This window comes from Indolivaga capnocytophagoides DSM 22835 (assembly GCF_000426485.1).
In the GTDB taxonomy this organism is placed as follows: domain Bacteria; phylum Bacteroidota; class Bacteroidia; order Bacteroidales; family Dysgonomonadaceae; genus Dysgonomonas_A; species Dysgonomonas_A capnocytophagoides.
The window spans coordinates 129,356-149,400 of the sequence record NZ_AUFL01000014.1 but is presented as its reverse complement, the minus strand read 5'-3'; the positions used below and the strand labels follow the sequence as shown (position 1 = coordinate 149,400).

Here is a 20,045-nt window from a genome sequence, read left to right as displayed (position 1 = left end):
TTGTTACAAATTCGAAACAATCACTTAACAGTTTTGTTGCCCGATTTAGCCTTACTCGACTCGTTTATCTTTATAGAGCAATATAAATTCCGACAAAAGGATATATTCTCCACAAAATGAATGAAAATGCATAACGTAAACAATAGAAAGAAGCAATCGCATCTGGAGTATTTAAAGAAACTACTCCTAACCTCACATATATTCGAACATTTTACTCAGGGAAAACTAGATAAGAATAATGAGAAGTTAATAGAAGATTGGAATCCGGAGGATACGTCTGAGTATTATAGCGGAAACGAAGACTTATTGGCAGAAGGACGCCGACAGGTTAAAGAAAATGTATTTGCTGCCCTTGGAATTCCAAACCCGGATAAAAAGAAGAAAATGCAGGTACGCTTTATATTCTTCAGTAAATATGCTGCAGTAGCAGCAATTCTGATTATAGCGATTCTTTCAGGAATATATATGCTTAATCAATTTCCTGATCATAAAGACAAAGCCATAACGGGCAATACTTCAAAAGATCTGCTTTGCCAGACAGACAATTATGAACTAAAACAGGTTACACTGCCTGACGGAACCATATTACATGTAAACCGTAATAGTCGTATCTTATATATTGAACAAGAATTCAATGTTAACAAACGGGAAATATGGATTGAAGACGGAGAAGCTTTCTTTTATGTAGCAAAAAATCCTGAGAAGCCCTTTATTATTCATTCCGGAGATATAGAAACAATAGTAAAAGGCACTTCCTTCAATATAAAAGCTTATAAAGAAATAAAGAAAAATGAAATATCAGTCCGCTCGGGTAAAGTAGAAGTGATTTGCCGTAATAAAACAATCGGTAAGCTCATTGCCAACCAGCAAATTACTTATAATACAGAAACCGGAAAATATAATGAAACTTTGGGAAACTGGGAGGATGCCGCCGCCTGGATGCACAATAAACTAGTTCTTAAACAAGCTAATGTAGATGAGTTAAAACTGAGGGTGAGACAGATTTATGGCGTAGATTTGGTTATATTAGAAGGAATCCTGAATCAAAACCATTTCAATGCATCTTATCCGGCAGATGCACAGATCGAAAATGTTTTACAGAATATTTCTGAAGTGTATGATGTGAAGTATAAATTTGAGAACCCTCAAAAAGTTATTATTTACAAATAAAACATATTAACACAACAAGGATAGAGTAGTTCATCATCCCCTTTTGTCTATAAATTTTTATAAATACAGTTTTTCTGAGAAAAGAAGAACAGCTCAAGCCTTGTCCTTTTTTCAGGAATTTAAAACAAGATGAATACTCAATATATACAAAGCAACTTATAAAAAAAAGAAAAATAGCAGATGAAACATTTTCCAGCAGAAAAGATTTTTGGGTACATATTACTATTCGTATTAGAAATGGCACTACCAGCATGGCTTAATGCCCAGAATAAAGTAATTCAACTACCTGAGGAATCATTAAAATCCCGTATAGAGTGGATTGCAACAAACAGCGGTAGAAACATTATTTATGACGACAAATTATTCAGCAATATTCAGGTGCCTGCGATAAATTCAGAAAGCCGGAATATCAACATATTATTATCTAAAAGCCTGGCATCAACAGGATTTACCTTCAAGAGTATGCCCGATAACTCTATTGTAATCAAAAGACTGTCCAAAGAAGTAAACGATACAGCTGCCCCCCGGGGAAAGGGAATCTTGCAAGGAACAGTACTCGATGAAAAGGGATCACCGATTACAGGAGCTACGGTCAGCGTTCCCGGTACAACAATCGGAACAACTACCGATGCCGATGGAAAATACAAATTATCAAATATACCTTCGGGAGTCACAGACATACAGATCGCGTTTATGTCTTTTGAAACATTACTCGTAAAAGATGTAAAGATAACATCAAGTAAAATAACTCCGCTGGATGTTGTACTCAAGGAAGCTACAACCCAACTCGGGGAGGTTGTAGTAACTGCAACATATAGTGAGGCGTCCGCTTCCGGCTTATACGCAAGACAAAAGAATATAGCTGTTGTAAGCGATGGAGTGAGTGCCGATATGATAAAGAAAACCAGCGATAATAATGTAGCACAAGTTTTGAAACGTGTATCGGGAGTTACCATTGATAACGGTAAATATGTAACAGTACGTGGTATGAGCGAGCGTTACAACAATGTACAACTCAACGGAGCCTCGCTTCCGAGCACCGAACCGAACCGTCGTAATTTTGCCTTTGATGTTATTCCTTCCAGTCTGGTGGATAATGTGACTATCAGCAAAACCTTTACGCCAGATATGCCGGGTGAATTTACAGGAGGATTGGTAGAAGTAAATACTTTGGCGGTTCCCGAAGAAAAATTTCTGAACCTAGGAATTGGAACAGGAATGAATACAATCAGTACAGGAAAAGATTTTTACAGCAGTAAACGTTTCGGCTCCGACTGGTTTCTTGGCGAAATCGACAAACGTAAATGGTATTCAGGTGGAGATGAATCAGCTACAGCGCAGAATATCATTAATGCGGGACAAAAAAACACCTATGGTTTGGGTAAATATACAGCCATGCCTTTGCAGAGCTACAGTCTCACAGCCGGGATTCCGATCCATATGGGTAAAAACTCTTTGGGTGTTGTAGCAGCTCTAACCTATCGACATGAAGAAAATACAGAAAAGATTCTTGAAGGGAATATGATTACTCGCGACAGTATCTTTAGTCCATCCGGTAAGGGTTCATATCGTTACAGAGCAACCACAAGTATAGGAGCTGTACTAAATGCAGGATGGCGAATATCAGGGCACAATATTACCTGGAGAAACTTATTCAATAATAGGTTCAATCATAACAACCAGCAACGGTTTATCCACAAATATTATGAAAACTATAAACTTGTAGAACAATACAGTGTACCATTAGTAAGTAGCCTTTGGCAAACTCAACTAGACGGAAAACATGACCTCTTCGGAGGAAAGCTGATCGCTTCATGGAATGCCTCTTATAACAATATCACCAGAACAAATCCTGACGACCGCATGGCTCAAGGCTCTATTGTCGGAGAGTCTCCGGAAGGTGCAAGCTTTGTTAACTGGGGATGGGCTACCGACTATGGAAATAGTTTTAATGTAGGGAGTGGGCATATCATGTACAGCAAGCTGCATGAAACTAAAAAGAATATTGGAGCAAATCTCGAATATCCTTTTATCATAGAAGGTAACCGCCAGAGTATTAAGACTGGATATTCAGGTGCATTTCGCAGAGCTGATTTTGAACAACAATACTTAAAAGCAATGAAAGGAAAAATAGATAACTCTATAAATTCTTTGCCAATAGAAGAATTTTATGCATCTGAGCATTTTGGAGGTAATCCTTTAATCTATGAACTTTCTGGAATGCAAGGAACCAAAGCTGATTATTACGAAGGCAAACAGGACATTCATTCGGGTTATTTGATGGGAGATTTTAGCCTCTTAAAAAAAATACGGTTGATAGGTGGTGTACGTATGGAAAGAAACAATATGGAAGTAACGACTGAAATGCTGGAAAAAACAATTGGTGGTGGTATTATAGATAGCACAACCACGATAAAGAAGACGGATTGGCTACCGGCAGCAACTCTTATCTATAGCATTACTCCCGAATTAAACGCCAGATTCTCATACAGTAAAACACTTGCCCGACCGGATTTTAGAGAGCTATCTCAATCAAGCTATTATAATGTAGACGACCGTGTATGGGTAATAAATGGATCGAATCTCGAACAAAGTCGTATTAATAATTATGATATACGAGTAGAATGGTATCCACGTTCGGGAGAGGTAATCTCGGTCAGCTATTTCCAGAAAAAATTTATCAAGCCGGTGGAGATGGTAATGCGAATGTTAAGCGATATGCAGAATTTCGAAATGTATAGTATGAACCTTGATAACTCTACTGCCAGAGGCTTTGAGTTTAACTGGCGAAAAGAATTAGTCTTTATTTCTCCGCTATTGCATGACCTCTATTTCACGGGAAACTATACCTGGATGAAAGCTAATGTGAAATACAATCAGGAAAAACTATTAAATCCGAACATAGAAGATTCTAATCCCGACTTCGACCGTAACCGGCCCTTACAGGGATTAAGCCCCTATACCTTCAATTTGGGAATTGCCTATGAGGGAAGTATAATAGGTGCTGCTGCCAACTATAATCGCAATGGACGCAAATTGGTCTATGCCGGAGAAGAGACCAAATACGATCAGTATGAAAATTCACGGGATGTATTAGACTTGCAACTTTCGGCTCGTTTGATGAAAGATCAACGCTTAGAATTAAAGTTTAATATCTCAGACATTTTTAACCAAGATATTATAGTGTATCGAAATACACGTGTAGTAGACTATACTACAGAAAATCCTAATCCTGAAACGGGAAAGCCGGGAACCACCTATCTCGATCTAACAAAAGATATGAATTATAATAAAGGGGATTATGTTATGAACCGAATAAAAAAAGGCATAAATATATCAATAAATGCAAGTTATAAATTTTAGAAAAGAATGACCATCTGGTGAGACGTCACCAATATAAGAATAGATAAGTACTTATCAAGTATGTAGAGAGAATCGATTATTGTTTTGAGGATTGCCGAAACTTGGAATATACAATGACAGATATAAGAGGTTTTTTACCCTTAAAGGAAAAACCAATACATAATAAGGCATGTTCATCGTTTTCCGCAAAGCAACAAAACAATGTTTTCTGGAAGGTCGTTTTACGGACATTTTGCACCGGAAATGAAAACACATCCGCTTCTCTCAGCTGGGAGTAAAAACCGAAGAAGTTAATTAAAAGGGGAAATTAAGAAACACTTAAAAGTAAAAAAAAATGAAAAAGCTTATTTTTTTCTTGACCGCAACAGCAGTCTCTATTTTGTTTACAGGATGTTCTAACGAATTCTCGGACGAAGGCCCTGCAAATATAGCAACAAAAGCAACAGTAACTATACCACACAACACCATTATCACTTCGGATGTTACATGGAGTAATACTAATGAGTATATCCTAAATGGTAAAGTCTATGTAAAGGCTCCTGCCACATTAACTATTCAAGCCGGAACAACCGTAAAAGGAGTATACAATTCTAATCCGGAATTAGCCTCTGCTTTAATTGTAACACGTGGGGCAAAAATTAGTGCTATAGGCACTGTTACAAATCCAGTAATCCTGACAGCACAGAACGGGCTGAAAGGTGGTTGGGGTGGACTTGTTCTTCTCGGTAAAGCTCCTCTTAACAGAACTGACCAGTTAATAGAAGGTATTAACCCAACAGTGGTTCCATCAGGAGTTGATGTGTATTATGGAGGTGGCGGAGCCGGACTAGGTACTGCCAATGATAATTCGGGAACACTACGTTATGTACGTGTCGAATATGCTGGAGCAAAAATCTCAGAAGCGAATGAATTAAACGCATTTACTTTTGGCGGTGTTGGCAGCGGAACTACATTAGACCATTTACAGGCATATCAGGGAGCTGATGATGCATTTGAGTTCTTCGGAGGAACCGTAGATGCTAAGTATTTGGTTTCTACAGCAACAGATGATGACGCTTTTGACTTCGACTTTGGTTACCGGGGACGCATCCAGTTTGCAGTTTCAACGATTGACCCTTCATTAAGCTATTCAAGTGATCCTAATGGCATTGAGTGTGACAATGATGGAAGTTCATCAGGAGCCGAACCTTTTACTCGTCCTGTACTAAGTAACTTAACTATTGTAGGAACAGAAACAGGCAAAACTAATGCAGGTGTTTCTTTGAAATCTGCAGCCAATTTCCGTAGAAATACACAATTTACATTAGTTAATAGTATACTTTATGGATTTCCTTCAGGCATACTTAAAGAAACAACTAATTCGTTCATATTATTGAACAATGTAGTTTCATCTGCAGTTGCAAATCAAGAATTTAATGCATTTACACCTGATGTAAGTAATCTTGCTAGAGCTTGGAATAATCTGATACTTGATACCCCATTTGGCGATTATTATAACTCTAATGCATTGAGACCTACCGGAGGGGCAGCAATAGACGGAAGTTACTACACTCATACAGACTCGTGGTTTACTAATACGCAGTATAAAGGAGCCATTGACAAAAATGCACGTGTAGCGAGCTGGTTACAAGACAGCTGGATTAAATAAAATCGAATGTCTATTAAGTATTTATAAACCAAAGTAGCTGGACGGTGAGTATTTATGCTACAACCATCCAGCTATTGTTATTACAATAATAATGAATAGAATACCTTTTTTTGTGTTACTTACTTTCATATCGACACTTTTTGTTGGATGTGATAAAAATGATGAACTTAATGACGATATAGCAGGATTTTATGAATTAAGCTTAGATATTGTTTATCCATTAGGATCTACCTATATCGCAGAATTTAACGGACAGGATATTTCTAATACCAAGTTTTCCAGGAATATCGAGAAAGGAGAATTAAAGATATTTCCGAAAGGTAATAATATCGCTGAATTGACTATCAATGATTATAATATTAGTCAAGCTGGCGAAAAAATCCGTTTGATTAAGTTATCAGGACAAAACATTGAACTTTATAGAGAAGAGGATTTTGTTACTTTTCAAAATAATATCCAATTCATTTCTGACAAATACAAGGCAACTTTAAACGGACAAGAATTAACCAAAGGTCTGAATTATTATAAAAAAGTGAATGGTTTGGATGGCACTTTGAAAATATATGAACAAAATACAACAGAACCCATTTTTACTCAATCATTATCTATTTTAGAGACAGGAGAAAGTAAAATAAATCTTTTACAACTTTCCGAAACGTTATTTTTGGATGTTCCTGCAGATACTGTACCAGATCCTCTGTCTGAACAATATACTAAAGTTCGCTTTTTCTATACACCAAATGTTTTTCCAGGAGTTGAGAAAATTAAACTAGAAATACTAGAATATACAAATTTAACACCTATAGGTTCTATCGAAATGAATGTAGGCGAACTCTCCCCATATTTAACTATAGACTGGGATATAGTAACAAATGCCGGGGGACAATTGAATGGATTATGTCAGATTATAACGGATCTTGCAACAGGAAATATCTTGGTGAATGGAGAAACCAACTATGATGCTGTGATTGATTTAATTAAAAATAATAATTATAAAAAAGTAACATGTCAAATACTTGTGGATGGAATAGTTATAAAACCGATAGAAACATTAAGTAGTAAATGGTAATTCTCGTTATATAATTTCATATGCATAATGATCTTTTATACATTCATTCTAAGCACAGAGTCCGAAAATTTATAATATTTCTATCTGGAGTATTATTTCTGACAGGATGTTCTTCAGATGATGATAAACTTATCTCTCTTGATCCGGTTTCATACACTACTTTAATCTATCTGGCAGCTGATAATTCATTAGACAATGATGTGGATTATACGATTAGCAAGATAAAAGAAGGTGCTAAAAAAAGCGCTGGGACAGCAGTTGTGTATTTGGACAGGAAAGACGCTTCTCCGCAACTATTCAAAGTCAACCGGGATGGAACAGAAACAGTCCTGAAAAGCTATGAAGAGGAGAATTCTGCAGATGTAGAAACATTAGTACGTGTTATTCAGGAAACAAAGCAATTAATTCCTTCAGAAAGATTCGGACTAGTAATTTGGTCTCATTCGATGGGATGGTATCCTGCTACCTACATAGAAGAACAAACGGATGAAAGCATCAGATTGAAATATGTAGCCATTGATGAGAATCCCAATATAGAGGATAGTTCTATTTCTTATATGGAAGTAGATGCCATTGCAAAAGCTTTACCAGATGGAGCAACCGAATATATATGGTTTGATGTTTGCCTAATGGGGACGATAGAAGGCCTGTATGAATTTCGTAACAAGTCGAGATACCTTGTGGCTTCACCGACTGAAGTTTTATTTGCAGCCGCTTATGATGCCTCGGGTGCTCCCTATGACAAAATTCTGCCATTGATGTTTGGTGGTGAAAAAGAATTGACTGAAGCCTGTACAATTTTTTACAGGCACTATAATGAAATGAAATATGAAATCCTTCGATCGGCAACCATTACCTTAGTAGATACAAAAGAACTGGATGGATTGTATGCCGAAACAAAACGAATTCTTTCGGGGAAGTTGCCGGAAATAAGAAATATATCAACTGACAGTATACAAACATATCATACGAAGTATATTCCACAGATCTTTTTTGATTTTGCGAATTTTATCAAAGAAAACAGCACAACTCAAGAATACAGTTCCTTTGAAGAACAACTCTCTCGGACTGTCCTATACAAAGCAGCCACTGCCTCTTTTATGGTTGGTACAGATAACAAGTTTATAATTAATCCTTCAAAATACAGTGGCTTGAGTGTATATATTCCTTTGCAGAAATGGGAAGGAACAAATGATTACCGATATTATTTCTCCCGGTTGGAATGGAGCAAAGTGTACGCACCATGAACGATCTTTAATTTGAAAGTAAATATTCATTATCAACATGGGAAAAACGTGGACGAAAATATAAGAAAAACAATAATGACTGGATCCGATTGACTCTCTGACCTGACAAGGCTGGATGAATGGTATTATAATACACAAATAACGATATGATTGTAGGCATAAATAAACAAAAACATAAGTTTTTGACTGAACGCTTGGAAAAACTGAAAGAGCTATCGCAAAAAAGCTCTAATGAAGAGATTATTGATGAAGGTAAAATTCTGGAGACAGAGTTGGTCCGTCTGGAGGATAGCCTTAACCAATATGATCTTTTATTACAGCAACTTGCTTCTTCAAGGGATGCATACAACAGTATTTATGAGGATGTCTCATTAAATGCCTACAAATTTATACGAAAGGTTCGAAAACACACCTAAATGCTCTCCTTCATCTTTACAAAACTTTAAGCTCAGTGACTTCTATCGGTAACCTACGGTAGAAGTATACTGTGCTGATTACACCAACAACTCGTTTATGTACACATGACTTTTGACTGGCACAAAAGTTAAGACCAACCTTGTTATCTATGTATCAATTTCCATCAGGAGCAAAACTATTCCCGCTATATCTGTCCAAATGAAGACGATTGACACCAACTATAAGATATTTTGCATATCTTTGAAAGATGACTAAGATCTCTAAATCGGATTTGGTGTAGTAAACAATCTGTATTCCTAGTACAGATTGTCCTTTCGTTTTCTCTCGGATAAATCTTTTCGAGGGTATTTTCTATATTATTACAATTTAGTTTTTAATCTGTGTACAATGGCTGAAGCATTGTAATGTCTTCGCATGTATGCAAATACAAATAATGAAATGAGTAACGAAAATAAAACAATACACGATTTCGATTTTAGTTTAATCTGCGATTTTTTTTCAAATATGGAACGGCAAGGCCCCGGCAGCCCCGATGTAACTCTTAAAGCTTTGAGCTTTATAGACAATCTGACCGAGACATCCCTTATTGCGGATATAGGTTGCGGCACAGGAGGACAAACAATGACACTCGCCAAACATGTCCATGGAAAAATTACTGCACTTGATCTGTTCCCCGACTTTATCGATATCCTTAATCGCAATGCCGAGCACTTAGGTGTACAAAATAGAGTAAAAGGAATTGTAGCCTCTATGATTAATGAGCTCCCTTTTGAAGAGGAGTCTCTAGACCTTATCTGGAGTGAAGGTGCCATTTACAATATCGGCTTCGAACGAGGACTCAAAGAGTGGCGTAAGTATTTGAAAACAGGAGGCTATATTGCTGTATCTGAAAGTTCGTGGTTTACAGACGAACGCCCTACCGAAATCAATGATTTTTGGGTGGATGCTTATTCAGAAATAGATACTATTCCGAATCAGACAGCTAAGATACACAAGGCTGGATATCTTCCTGTTGCCACTTTTGTTTTTCCTGAAACCTGTTGGACAGAGAATTATTTTGCACCAAAACTCACAGCTACAAAAATATTTCTAAATAGCCACACAGGCAATAAAATGGCAGAAGAACTAGCAGCATCTCAAAGCCATGAAGAAGTATTATACCGTAAATACAAGGAATTCTATGGCTACACATTTTTCATCGCAAAAAAAGTAGAGAGAAATTCTTTCAATAATTGACAAACAGAATAAAATTCTAACTTCTATTTAAATGGTGCAGGTATTCTTTGAGTAAGAGTATCTGCACTTTTTTCGGGTGAGGAATAAAAAAGATAAGGCATATAAGTCCTTAATTAGGAAAACAGATCGTTCTCTGAAATAACTATTATAACTATCTTTATCAAAGATAAGCATCCTATGTATTTACAAGGATCTGCAGAAAATAAAAATAGCGTCTAAATATTGGTTATGAACATTATCTGTCAAACAAATCGGATCGGATTATCTTTATGGAAAGAAACTGACTTGGAACTGGCTTATGCCTTATGGGGAAACAAGGAAGTGATGAAATATCTTTCATCCAATGGGTTCTATAATGAAGAACAAATAAGGGTAAGATTAGAAACAGAAATCAATAATTATAAAACACATCATGTTCAATACTGGAAACTATACGAATTAAGTACAACTCAATTCATGGGTTGCTGCGGATTAAAACCTCGCAAAGAAGAAGATTCTTATGAATTAGGATTCCAGCTGCTGCCTGAATTTTGGGGCAACGGATATGCCGGGGAATCAGCACTGCATTGCATCCGTTATGCATTGGAGGAACTGCATGCTAAGAATATATATGCAGGACACAATCCAAATAACGAAGCCTCTCAAAAATTATTAGCTAAACTAGGATTTGGACAAATAGATATTCAGTTTTATGAGCCAACAGGCCTATATCATCCTTTTTACAAATTAAGAGTTTCATAGACATAATTTAAAACGAACATAAACTGTTTTATCGGCAGCTCCATATTAAGTTATGACTATTCCAGATTTAAGAATAAAAGACTCTTTATTAGACAGATGTTTTACGGTTTTACTCTTTCAATAACTACCCTCTTTTACACAACAAGTGATTCTTTTACTCGCCAATAAGTCATAACTAATTCTGTGTAATATCATAAAAAGCCATTAGTCATTCGTAAATGAAAGCTAATAACGTTGTTAAATCAGAAAACAATAACTATATCAACAACTTACCCCATTCGTTTAGTTCCCAAAGTACCTTCACTAATTTATTTCCAAGTTCGGTCAAAGTGTATTCTACCCGAGGAGGTAACTCGTTAAATGATTTTCTAACAATAAGGCCGTCAGCTTCCATTTCTTTTAACTGCTGATTCAATACTCGTCTGTCAACATTTTCAATGCCCCGAAGAAATTCGCTCGGACGCTTTTTACCTTCGTTCATTTGCCAGAGAATAGGGATCTTCCATTTTCCGGATATTGTATTTACAGCAATTTCAAGAGGACATATTTTATCGACAATGGCTCTTTTACCTTCTTTCATCAAATAGTGACTTTTTTATCTCTACCGCATAAAAATATGCGTTATTGTACATCTCAACTAAAATATAGAGTTTTGCTAAACGATTTTATGATCTCAGACCAATTTATCATCCATTCAAATATAACAGCAATAGTCAGTTTTCATAAAATACAACATTAAATATTTACTATTACTTAAACAAATGAATATGACAAATCTACAAAAACAAATCGAAAATCTGAATCAAACAATGTCTTCACAGCTTCCTCAGGAAATACTGAATGCTTTTGCTGATTCAATTGCCGATTTGAAAAAAGATAGGATAGAGGATCGCTCTTTCAGAAAAGGAATGAAAGCCCGTTCTTTTAGTTTAAAATCATCCCAAGGAAAGACTATAAACTCTGATAATCTATTAGGTGAATACGATAAGATTATTCTGGTATTTTTCAGAGGAGACTGGTGCCCTTATTGCAATTTGGAGTTAAGGGCATTACAAGAAGCACTCTCTCGAATAGAAAATAAGAAAGCTAAATTAATTGCTGTTTCACCCCAAAAACAAGAATACAGTTCTGATATGAGAGAAAAAAATCAGCTATCATTTGATATTCTATTTGATAAAGATAATACTCTGGCAAATCAGTTTGGTATCTCCTTCAATTTACAAGATTTTGTCGTACCTTATTACTTACAGTTGGGCATTGACCTAAACGTGCATAATGGCAATAATCAAAATGCACTTCCCATACCTGCGGTTTTTGTCATCGATAAAGATTACAATATTACTTATAGCTTTGTTGATGCTGATTACACGAGCAGAGTCGATATCGAAGAATTAATAAAGAATCTATAATACAGAAAAAAAAGACAACACGGGGACTTATATATCAGCAAGATTCGCAAAGACAGATGCTCTAAAATCCTGTATATTTACAAATTTATATCATTATGGATTATAAAGAATTAAGCAGACAGGAGTATACAGCACGTATCAACAGGGTAATGGATTATATTGGTAAAAATATAAGTCAAGTTATTGATTTATCCGTAATGGCCGATATTGCATCATTCTCGCCTTATCATTTCCATCGGATCTTTACATTCATTACCGGAGAAACGCCCAATAACTTCGTATCCCGTATCAGGCTCGAAAGAGCAGCGGTACTATTGCAAGATAGCACTAAAGATACTATTAGCGAAATTGCTTTCCGGTGTGGATTTATAAATGTCTCATCTTTCAGCAGAGCATTCAAATCTTTTTTCGGAGTAAGTGCTAAAGAGTTTCGCCGGCTTGATAAAGCAATATATATTAAGAACGGAATCAGATATAGCAAGAATTGTAAACCGATTAGCAAAATAGGTAAAAATATACAGCAGGTAAATGAGCAAATTTGCAGTGTCGAACTAAATGAATTAATAATTATGGACACAAAAATTGAAATCAAACAAATGCCTGAACTAAACCTTATTTATTGTCGCCATATGGGTGCATTTAATAAGATCGGTCAAGCCTACGAGAAGCTATTTAAATGGGCTGTTCCCAGAGGTCTTGTGACTTCTTCTACTAAAACAGTTACTGTTTATCATGATGATCCTGCAGTCACAGGTGTCGAAAAAGTGCGTCAGGATGCCAGCATCATTGTAGAAAAAGATGTAAAGGTTGAAGGTGAAATTGGAAAATCAACCGTTTCAGCAGGAAAATATGCTATCGGACATTTCGAAATTAAAGAAACCGAATTCGAGCTGGCATGGAATACCATGTGCTCATGGCTGACCGAAAGCGGATATCAACCGGGAGAAGGTTCCACTTACGAATTGTATCACAATGATTACAACGAACACCCTGAGCATAAATTCATTGTGGATATATGTATTCCGGTAAAACCGTTGTAAAAATAAGTTCCTGATAAAATAAAAGCTGAATAACAGAGTGTTGTTCAGCTTTTATTTATAAAGTTATTTCATAAATTCTCGATTGCTCTTCCCATGGGTGATAACCGTTCCCTATGTATTTCCAACCATATTTCTCATAATAGCCTATATGATCGGTAGATAAATACAACTTCGTAAACCCTGCTTTTTTCGCATCTTCTTTTGCTTTCTCTATAAGCAAATGGGCATATCCATTTCCTCGGAATCGCTCATCGACAAATACAGCTGCTAACCAAGGATACAGATCCATTCTACTTATAAAATCATTCGTTATCAACCCGGCACAGCCAATAAACAGACCTTCTGACTCCAAAACATACCATTGCGGTAAAGGGTTGGGAGAACCAATGCTATGTTCAATACAATCTCTATATATTTCCGGCAAAACTTCAGACCAGCTCTTTTGCAAGAAAACGATGATCCTGTCTTTATATTCAGGATGTTCCCGTACAGATATTATCTTCATGTATCCCAAAGATAGTAATTTTACAAAACAAGGAGTCTATTCGATTCCGACCCACCACTTAGAGAAAACCTGTACGCTATCCTTCAGATTAACCACTTCTCCGATCATCGGTGTCAATATGCGTTGGTTTTCTTTTTCTGCAGTCTCGGTAACATGTATCAAAGGCTCATCCCAAGGGTGGTTTGCCAATTTGAATTTCGATGAATGCACAGGCAATAATGCTTTTGCATTTAAGTCTTTAGCTGCCTGTACAACCTGATCAGGCATCATGTGTATATATTTCCACCCCGATCCATATTGACCATTCTCCAGGATTGCTAAATCTATGCCTCTAAATCGTTTTCCTATCCGCTCGAAATGAGTATCATACCCGCTGTCTCCTCCCAAATAGATCTTCATTGAAGGTGTTTGCAGTAAGAATGAGGCCCACAATGATTGATTTGGAGATAATCCCCTACCCGAGAAGTGCCGTGCAGGCAAACAATAGCTTACAAATCCTTCTCCCAAAGAAGCCTCTTCATTCCAATCCAGTTCGACAATCTTATCCTTATCAAAACCCCATTTTTCGAAATGTTCACCGACTCCAAGTGCACAGATTATTTTTCCAACACGATCTTTCAGAGCCATTACACTCTCATAATCGAGATGATCCCAATGATCATGAGATATAAACAGATAATCTATGTCGGGTATATCTTTTGTCTTATACGCATCACTCCCTTTGAAAGGCTTATTTAGAAACGATACTGGAGAAGCCACTCCATCTAATACGGGATCGGCTAATATCCGCTTACCGTCTATCTGAATGAAGTAAGATGAATGACCAAACCAGACAAGTACATCCTTTGTGCGATCTAAATTTAACAAGTCAGTTTTTACAGAAGGAATCTCCCCGATTGGTGTCACCCGCTTATAATCACCAAAAAGAAAATCATACATTATAGCGGCATAACCCTTATCTCCTGTCAGTTGAGGAGTTTCACTCAGATTCTGAAACTTTCCATCTCGATAGTTAGGTGAGTTATTTACTCTTTCCTTGCGTTCTCCGGTGGGCGTACGACCGAAATTAGCCTGATTCAGGAATATAACTGTAATAATAGTAAGTATGCCCAATATAGAAAGTATAATTATCATCGTCCGTTTTAGTCTCTTTTTTATTTGGGATGTCATGTAGATTATTTTAAAGATAATAAAACAAAATACGTGCCAAGATATTAAGTCAAATAATCAAGACTCAGACTAATAATTTATTTTTAATATCATCACAAACTATCCTGTTCAACAATATTACTCTTCAATGAATACCGAAAATACCCTTTCGATATGCTTATTCAGAGTTCTATCGTTCTTTATCTTTTTCTCTTCTTTTTAGCTCTCATTTTTATATAAATGTATAATCCTGATACAGGTAATGAAGCCCCGAACAATGCTGAAAGAAAAACCAGAATGCGTCCCGGAGTTCCGAATATCGCACCAATATGTATTTCATAATTCATTCTACGGAATTTATCTCCAAAGTCAGCTTCTGTATATTTTCCATTATAGGGACCATCTATTTTTATCTCTTCAAGGGAATAACGATCAAAAGAATATCTATCAGAGTTATAATATGTATCTTTATTTATATACACAGTTGCTCCTACTGCTGAAGCTTTATCTGTAGAATCCGGAATACTTATATTTATATACTCCGCTTCGGGATTCTCGCTGACCAGTTTTTCGAATACACGGTCTACGGTTGAGTAAACGGTCATTGCGTTATTAATATTTAACGAATCTGATTGGGCTACTCTCCATTCCGGTAGATCTTTTCCTCCGGATGTTATTTTATAGAGACCTTTCGACCACCATTCAAGTCCCCAGACCATGCCGGTGATGGCAACCGCTAATAAAATAAAACAAATATAAAATCCCAGAACACTGTGCAGATCAAATATTCTTCGCTTTGTAGGAGTTGTCTTTTTCCAATTGAACCAAAGTCTGTTTTTCGCTGCTTTTTTTGATTTAGGAAACCATATAATAAGTCCTGTAATGAGAACTATTACAAATGCAAGTGTTCCGTAATTGACAATTACTCGACCGACCTCCCATGGCAACCACAAAGCCCTGTGTCCCCATCTCATGTAATCCCAGAATGTATATTTGTATTCTCCATCTTGTCTATTGTTTTTAACTTTTAAAATATCTCCATGATATGGATTTACAGATATTTCCAAACTGTAATCGTCTCCGTATGAGCGGATGGATACGGCTTCTCCTTTACCATAAGAAATCGATTGGGGGGAATACCCGTTTAAACTGTCTTTCGACAATTCGAATAACTCGGATGGAAGCAATAAACGGGAATCTTCGACAGGAACTTTCAGGCTTTCATTAGCAGAACCGATCCACCCGTTTATACCCACAGCCCAAATGGCTCCCGTAAGACATACGATAAAAACAATAATTCCTGAAACCAATCCGATCCAGAGATGAAGTTGATATGCTATTTTCCTAAATTTCATACATAGTTTATAGAAAACAAACCACTATAATCCGCTTGAGAGTTACAGTGGCTTGTAAGGTTTTAGACTAAAAGTATTATTAATATGTCAATTTAGAGATTGTTGTGACATCTGCCGCATTAATAATCTCTAAACCTTTAGTACCTTGTGCAGATGCTATATCAATGTTATAAACAAAGAATTTGTTATTGTCATCTTTTAGTACATAGTGAGCAGTGGCTTTGTCATCTTCCACATATATTTTTTGTTTGTATGACATCTGTGCATGTTCAGGAACACCTGTTACCCATGTGATCGATTTATTTTGTACATCTACAATAGCCAATTTAGTTCTACCATTCCATTGCCCTACTTGTTCATCACTTACAAAGAAAGATGTAAGAAATTTATACCCACCTAAATATTCAGCTCTTGAAAGTTTCAAACCTCCTGATTTTTCTTCTACATTGAAGAAATAGCTTTGGTCAAACTCTTCAGCACCTTTTTTTACACGGATAAATGCAGACGGATTATCTACTCCAGCGGCAGGAGACCAAGCGTAAACATCCCCATCTTCAATTTGTTGTAGTCCTTGCATACCAAACCAGCTCCCAAGTTCACCTGTACGTGTGTCGTGTATTGCTTTTTTGTATGTAAGTTCAGGATAGTTTACAATTAAAATATTAGCTCTGTCTTTATGTTTAGAATCTCCATTATCGGTACTGGTTACATAAGGGATAAATAATTTATCGTTATCAACCTGAAATACACCATGCCACGATGGCCATTCGTTATCAATAGCTAACGGAGTCAGATCAATAGAGTTTGTTCCTGCCAATTGAAGATTTACAGCATCTACTCTGAACAATGTAGCGTTAGGACTTGTAGAGCTTCCTGTAAATCCACCACCTATCCATTCATTATTATTCACCGTACCATAAATGGCAGCTGTAACCGCGTTGATTTTATTTCCGATTTGTTCCACCGCACCTTTCGAATTCAGTTTGTATGGAGTGATCGGGCCTTGTCCGGCAAATCCATACACAGCCGCAAACAATGTATTATTTTGAACAATAAACGAGTAAGCATCGGTTTCAATACCTTTAGATAAATCAAGGGTACCGGAAGATAGAGAGTTGGTCGAGATAATATATGGAGCAGACTCTACTCCCTCTGATCCTACAGAATAAGCTACAAATATGTATTTATTATTTCCGTTTGAATTTTCTTCCTGAACAGGATCATTGTTGTCACTATCGCACGCAGCAAACCCAATTAAGCATAATAAACTTAGTATTAACGATTTTAGTTTCATTATTTTATTTATTTAATGTGAAATATTAAAATTTTGATATGAAGTAGCGGAATTTTATACTAAAAAAGCGACTTGGCTTTTGTAAACTAAAGTTATCATACAGAGTGGCATCTGTAAGGTTTCGGCATTCGAAAGCCAGATTATAACGTTCATTATGAAACGAGTATATGACTGCGACATCATGGGCTATTTGTTCCGGTATTGTTGCTTTACTGCTGCTTATTCCCTGACTAGGCCACCTTAAATAGTATTCGTGAACATATAACAGATTATAATCGAATCGAAGAGAATTACCTTTCTTACCAATATTTTCCAATAAATAAGAGACGTTTCCATTTCCATACAAATAAGGAATATTAGGTATCCGATCTTGGTAAACGGGACCGTCTGCTTTATTCTGATTTGTTATATCCTGAAATGTAATGTTTGCACCTATTACAAAATTTTTCTTGTATGAATATCTTATTTCGGCATCTATACCTTTAGTTTCGACCTTACCCATATTCACCATTTTCTTTTTGGCACGATCTCCCGATACTGAGACCTGAGCTCTGATAAAGTCGGTAGTATTACGATATATGAGATTCGTTTCAAAATACAGAGTATGGACTTGATTTAAGTGAAGATTATAACTTCCTCCCAAATTGAAATTATTACCATGTTCGGGTCGAAGGTCGTAGTTAGACTCAAGATTTACCTCATCTCCAAACATCTCATCATTTTCGGGCAGCCTTAAGCTCTTCTCATACGATGCTTTAATCTGAAAATCAGGATTAAAGAAGTAGGTTGAAGCTATACCATAACCCGATTTATTTATATTATTCGATTGTATATAATATTCATCATTGTATACTCTGTGTGACTTATTATGCTGAAAATATTCTTTCAAGAAGAGCATCGTAGTCCATTTCTCATTATATATGTATTGATAGCTCAAGCCGATAATATTTTTATCAGATTTCTTGGGCATTTTGTTGGCTTGATTATCCGGATTGAGTCGATCTTCCCCTTTTCGGTTAAATGTATTGAGCGTATGGTTTACTGTAAACAGGTGTTGATCACTCAACTTATAATTAAAGTTTGTAACCAGTAGACCATTATTATTACGGTATTTATAAAGAGTTCTGCTATTTTCACCACCCACCGCATTAGGATTGCTTGGATTTTTGTATACAAATTGGCCTAACCAGTTGTATTGTCGGTATAAGGTATCAATGGTCTGTTCGGTACCAAAGTTGAAATTTCCGTTTAAACTGACATCAAGCCCTTTTGTGAAAAGATCCTTTTTGGCATATCGTATACTGGGCATAATAATATCCCCTTTGGTCTCTCGCCCGCCATATACATCATACATACGGTTTCCGGTTTGTATATCAGCTTTATTTTTCCCTAAAGTTATTCCGACTAATAGAGCATCGGCAAATGATTTGTTTACTAATCCGACCTTTCCTATAACCGTTTCATTATGGTAGGTATCATGAAAACGCTTTACACGCATTGGGGTGTAAAGCCCGGTTACTAAATCAGCAACTTCTACATCCACTTTATAATCATTGTCAGAATAGTTTTGGAAAGCATTTAATTGTACTGTGAATCCCGATTTGGTAGTATATCCAAAGTTGATTGAAGTTCTATGTGTATTAAATGATCCGTAAGAGTAAGATGCATCCAGATAATTTTCCCGATTGGGGTTGGTGATTATATTAATTGCGCCACCTAGAGCATCTGCCCCTAGAGAAATGGGTACCACGCCTTTGTATACATCAATTCGATCAGCTAGATTTATCGGAATATTATTCATCTGAAAGGATGATCCAAGATTGTCCATGGGTACTCCATCGATAAAGAAACGGATCTGATTTCCCGAAAAACCGTTGAGTGAAAAGGTAAAGTTGGAACCGACTCCACCACTTTCACGTATACGTACTCCGGAGATTCTATTTAGTATTTGATTTAAATCAGAAGATGTGTTTGTATATTTTTTTGTTTCTATTGCATTCACATAAAAAGGCATTTCACGCACAGTCTGAGCTGATGTTTTTCCGGTAATCAAAACTTCTTTTAAGGATGTCTCATCTTCATCTAATGATATGTTGAGTGTCTGATTTTCATTGCCTGTTACAGTTACCGATTGTTCTTTTGATTTATAGCCTAGTATATATGCAACCACAGTATGCTTTCCTGGAGCTACAGATAACTTATATTCCCCATTGCTATCAGAGAGAACCCCGTTTGTCGTACTTTTGAGATATACCGAAACTGACTCAATCGGTTGATTTTGCCTGTTCTTTATAATTCCCGAAATGGTCGCCGATTTGGTCTGTGCAGACATATGAAGGGCAGGGGCTATCAGAATGACAGCCATAAAACAAAATTTAAAAAATTTCATCGAAAATTTATTT

At 36.4% G+C, this 20,045-nt stretch carries 16 protein-coding genes; 10 read left to right on the top strand and 6 right to left on the bottom strand.

Annotated features, from left to right (window positions below):
• The first annotated feature begins 120 nt into the window (after positions 1-120).
• From K322_RS0108810 to K322_RS0108775, 8 genes are all read left to right on the top strand, one after another.
• Entirely contained in the window at positions 121-1,170 is a 1,050-nt protein-coding gene (locus K322_RS0108810; RefSeq protein ID WP_026626561.1) for a FecR family protein, read from the top strand.
• A 180-nt stretch (positions 1,171-1,350) separates the two neighbouring features.
• On the top strand, positions 1,351-4,533 hold the full coding sequence (locus tag K322_RS0108805) for a TonB-dependent receptor (protein WP_051290716.1): 3,183 nt from the start codon (positions 1,351-1,353) through the stop codon (positions 4,531-4,533).
• Between the two features lie 334 nt (positions 4,534-4,867).
• Positions 4,868-6,181 carry a hypothetical protein gene (locus tag K322_RS21160; protein ID WP_026626559.1) on the top strand — a complete coding sequence of 438 codons (1,314 nt, stop codon included), beginning with the start codon at positions 4,868-4,870 and terminating at the stop codon, positions 6,179-6,181.
• 91 nt (positions 6,182-6,272) lie between these two features.
• Positions 6,273-7,250: a hypothetical protein gene (locus K322_RS0108795; RefSeq protein WP_026626558.1), complete on the top strand. Its 978-nt coding sequence runs from the start codon at positions 6,273-6,275 to the stop codon at positions 7,248-7,250.
• A gap of 20 nt (positions 7,251-7,270) precedes the next feature.
• Positions 7,271-8,497: a clostripain-related cysteine peptidase gene (locus K322_RS0108790; RefSeq protein WP_035331750.1), complete on the top strand. Its 1,227-nt coding sequence runs from the start codon at positions 7,271-7,273 to the stop codon at positions 8,495-8,497.
• A 146-nt stretch (positions 8,498-8,643) separates the two neighbouring features.
• Positions 8,644-8,913, top strand: coding sequence for a hypothetical protein (locus tag K322_RS0108785; RefSeq protein WP_026626556.1), 270 nt, complete (start codon positions 8,644-8,646; stop codon positions 8,911-8,913).
• A 439-nt stretch (positions 8,914-9,352) separates the two neighbouring features.
• Positions 9,353-10,150, top strand: coding sequence for a class I SAM-dependent methyltransferase (locus tag K322_RS0108780; RefSeq protein WP_026626555.1), 798 nt, complete (start codon positions 9,353-9,355; stop codon positions 10,148-10,150).
• A 228-nt stretch (positions 10,151-10,378) separates the two neighbouring features.
• Positions 10,379-10,891 carry a GNAT family N-acetyltransferase gene (locus tag K322_RS0108775; protein WP_026626554.1) on the top strand — a complete coding sequence of 171 codons (513 nt, stop codon included), beginning with the start codon at positions 10,379-10,381 and terminating at the stop codon, positions 10,889-10,891.
• A gap of 256 nt (positions 10,892-11,147) precedes the next feature.
• Here the strand turns inward: K322_RS0108775 and K322_RS0108770 are convergent, their stop codons facing one another.
• Complete coding sequence (locus tag K322_RS0108770) at positions 11,148-11,471, bottom strand: winged helix-turn-helix transcriptional regulator (protein WP_026626553.1); 324 nt, start codon at positions 11,469-11,471, stop codon at positions 11,148-11,150.
• A gap of 187 nt (positions 11,472-11,658) precedes the next feature.
• On the opposite strand from K322_RS0108770, the gene K322_RS0108765 reads away from it, so the two are divergent.
• On the top strand, positions 11,659-12,300 hold the full coding sequence (locus tag K322_RS0108765; RefSeq protein WP_026626552.1) for a peroxiredoxin-like family protein: 642 nt from the start codon (positions 11,659-11,661) through the stop codon (positions 12,298-12,300).
• A gap of 95 nt (positions 12,301-12,395) precedes the next feature.
• A complete protein-coding gene (locus K322_RS0108760) occupies positions 12,396-13,340 on the top strand; it encodes an AraC family transcriptional regulator (RefSeq protein ID WP_026626551.1) in 945 nt (314 codons plus the stop codon).
• Between the two features lie 55 nt (positions 13,341-13,395).
• Here K322_RS0108760 and K322_RS0108755 read toward each other — a convergent pair whose 3' ends face one another.
• From K322_RS0108755 to K322_RS0108735, 5 genes are all read right to left on the bottom strand, one after another.
• A complete protein-coding gene (locus K322_RS0108755) occupies positions 13,396-13,845 on the bottom strand; it encodes a GNAT family N-acetyltransferase (protein WP_026626550.1) in 450 nt (149 codons plus the stop codon).
• A gap of 36 nt (positions 13,846-13,881) precedes the next feature.
• On the bottom strand, positions 13,882-14,979 hold the full coding sequence (locus K322_RS0108750; RefSeq protein ID WP_035331747.1) for an MBL fold metallo-hydrolase: 1,098 nt from the start codon (positions 14,977-14,979) through the stop codon (positions 13,882-13,884).
• Positions 14,980-15,194: 215 nt separating this feature from the next.
• Positions 15,195-16,349 (bottom strand): PepSY-associated TM helix domain-containing protein, encoded by a 1,155-nt coding sequence (locus K322_RS0108745; protein ID WP_026626548.1) that lies wholly within the window; start codon positions 16,347-16,349, stop codon positions 15,195-15,197.
• Positions 16,350-16,428: 79 nt separating this feature from the next.
• A complete protein-coding gene (locus K322_RS0108740) occupies positions 16,429-17,643 on the bottom strand; it encodes a DUF4374 domain-containing protein (protein WP_026626547.1) in 1,215 nt (404 codons plus the stop codon).
• 25 nt (positions 17,644-17,668) lie between these two features.
• Positions 17,669-20,032, bottom strand: a complete 2,364-nt coding sequence (locus K322_RS0108735; RefSeq protein WP_084158547.1) for a TonB-dependent receptor — start codon at positions 20,030-20,032, stop codon at positions 17,669-17,671.
• Positions 20,033-20,045: the final 13 nt, after the last annotated feature.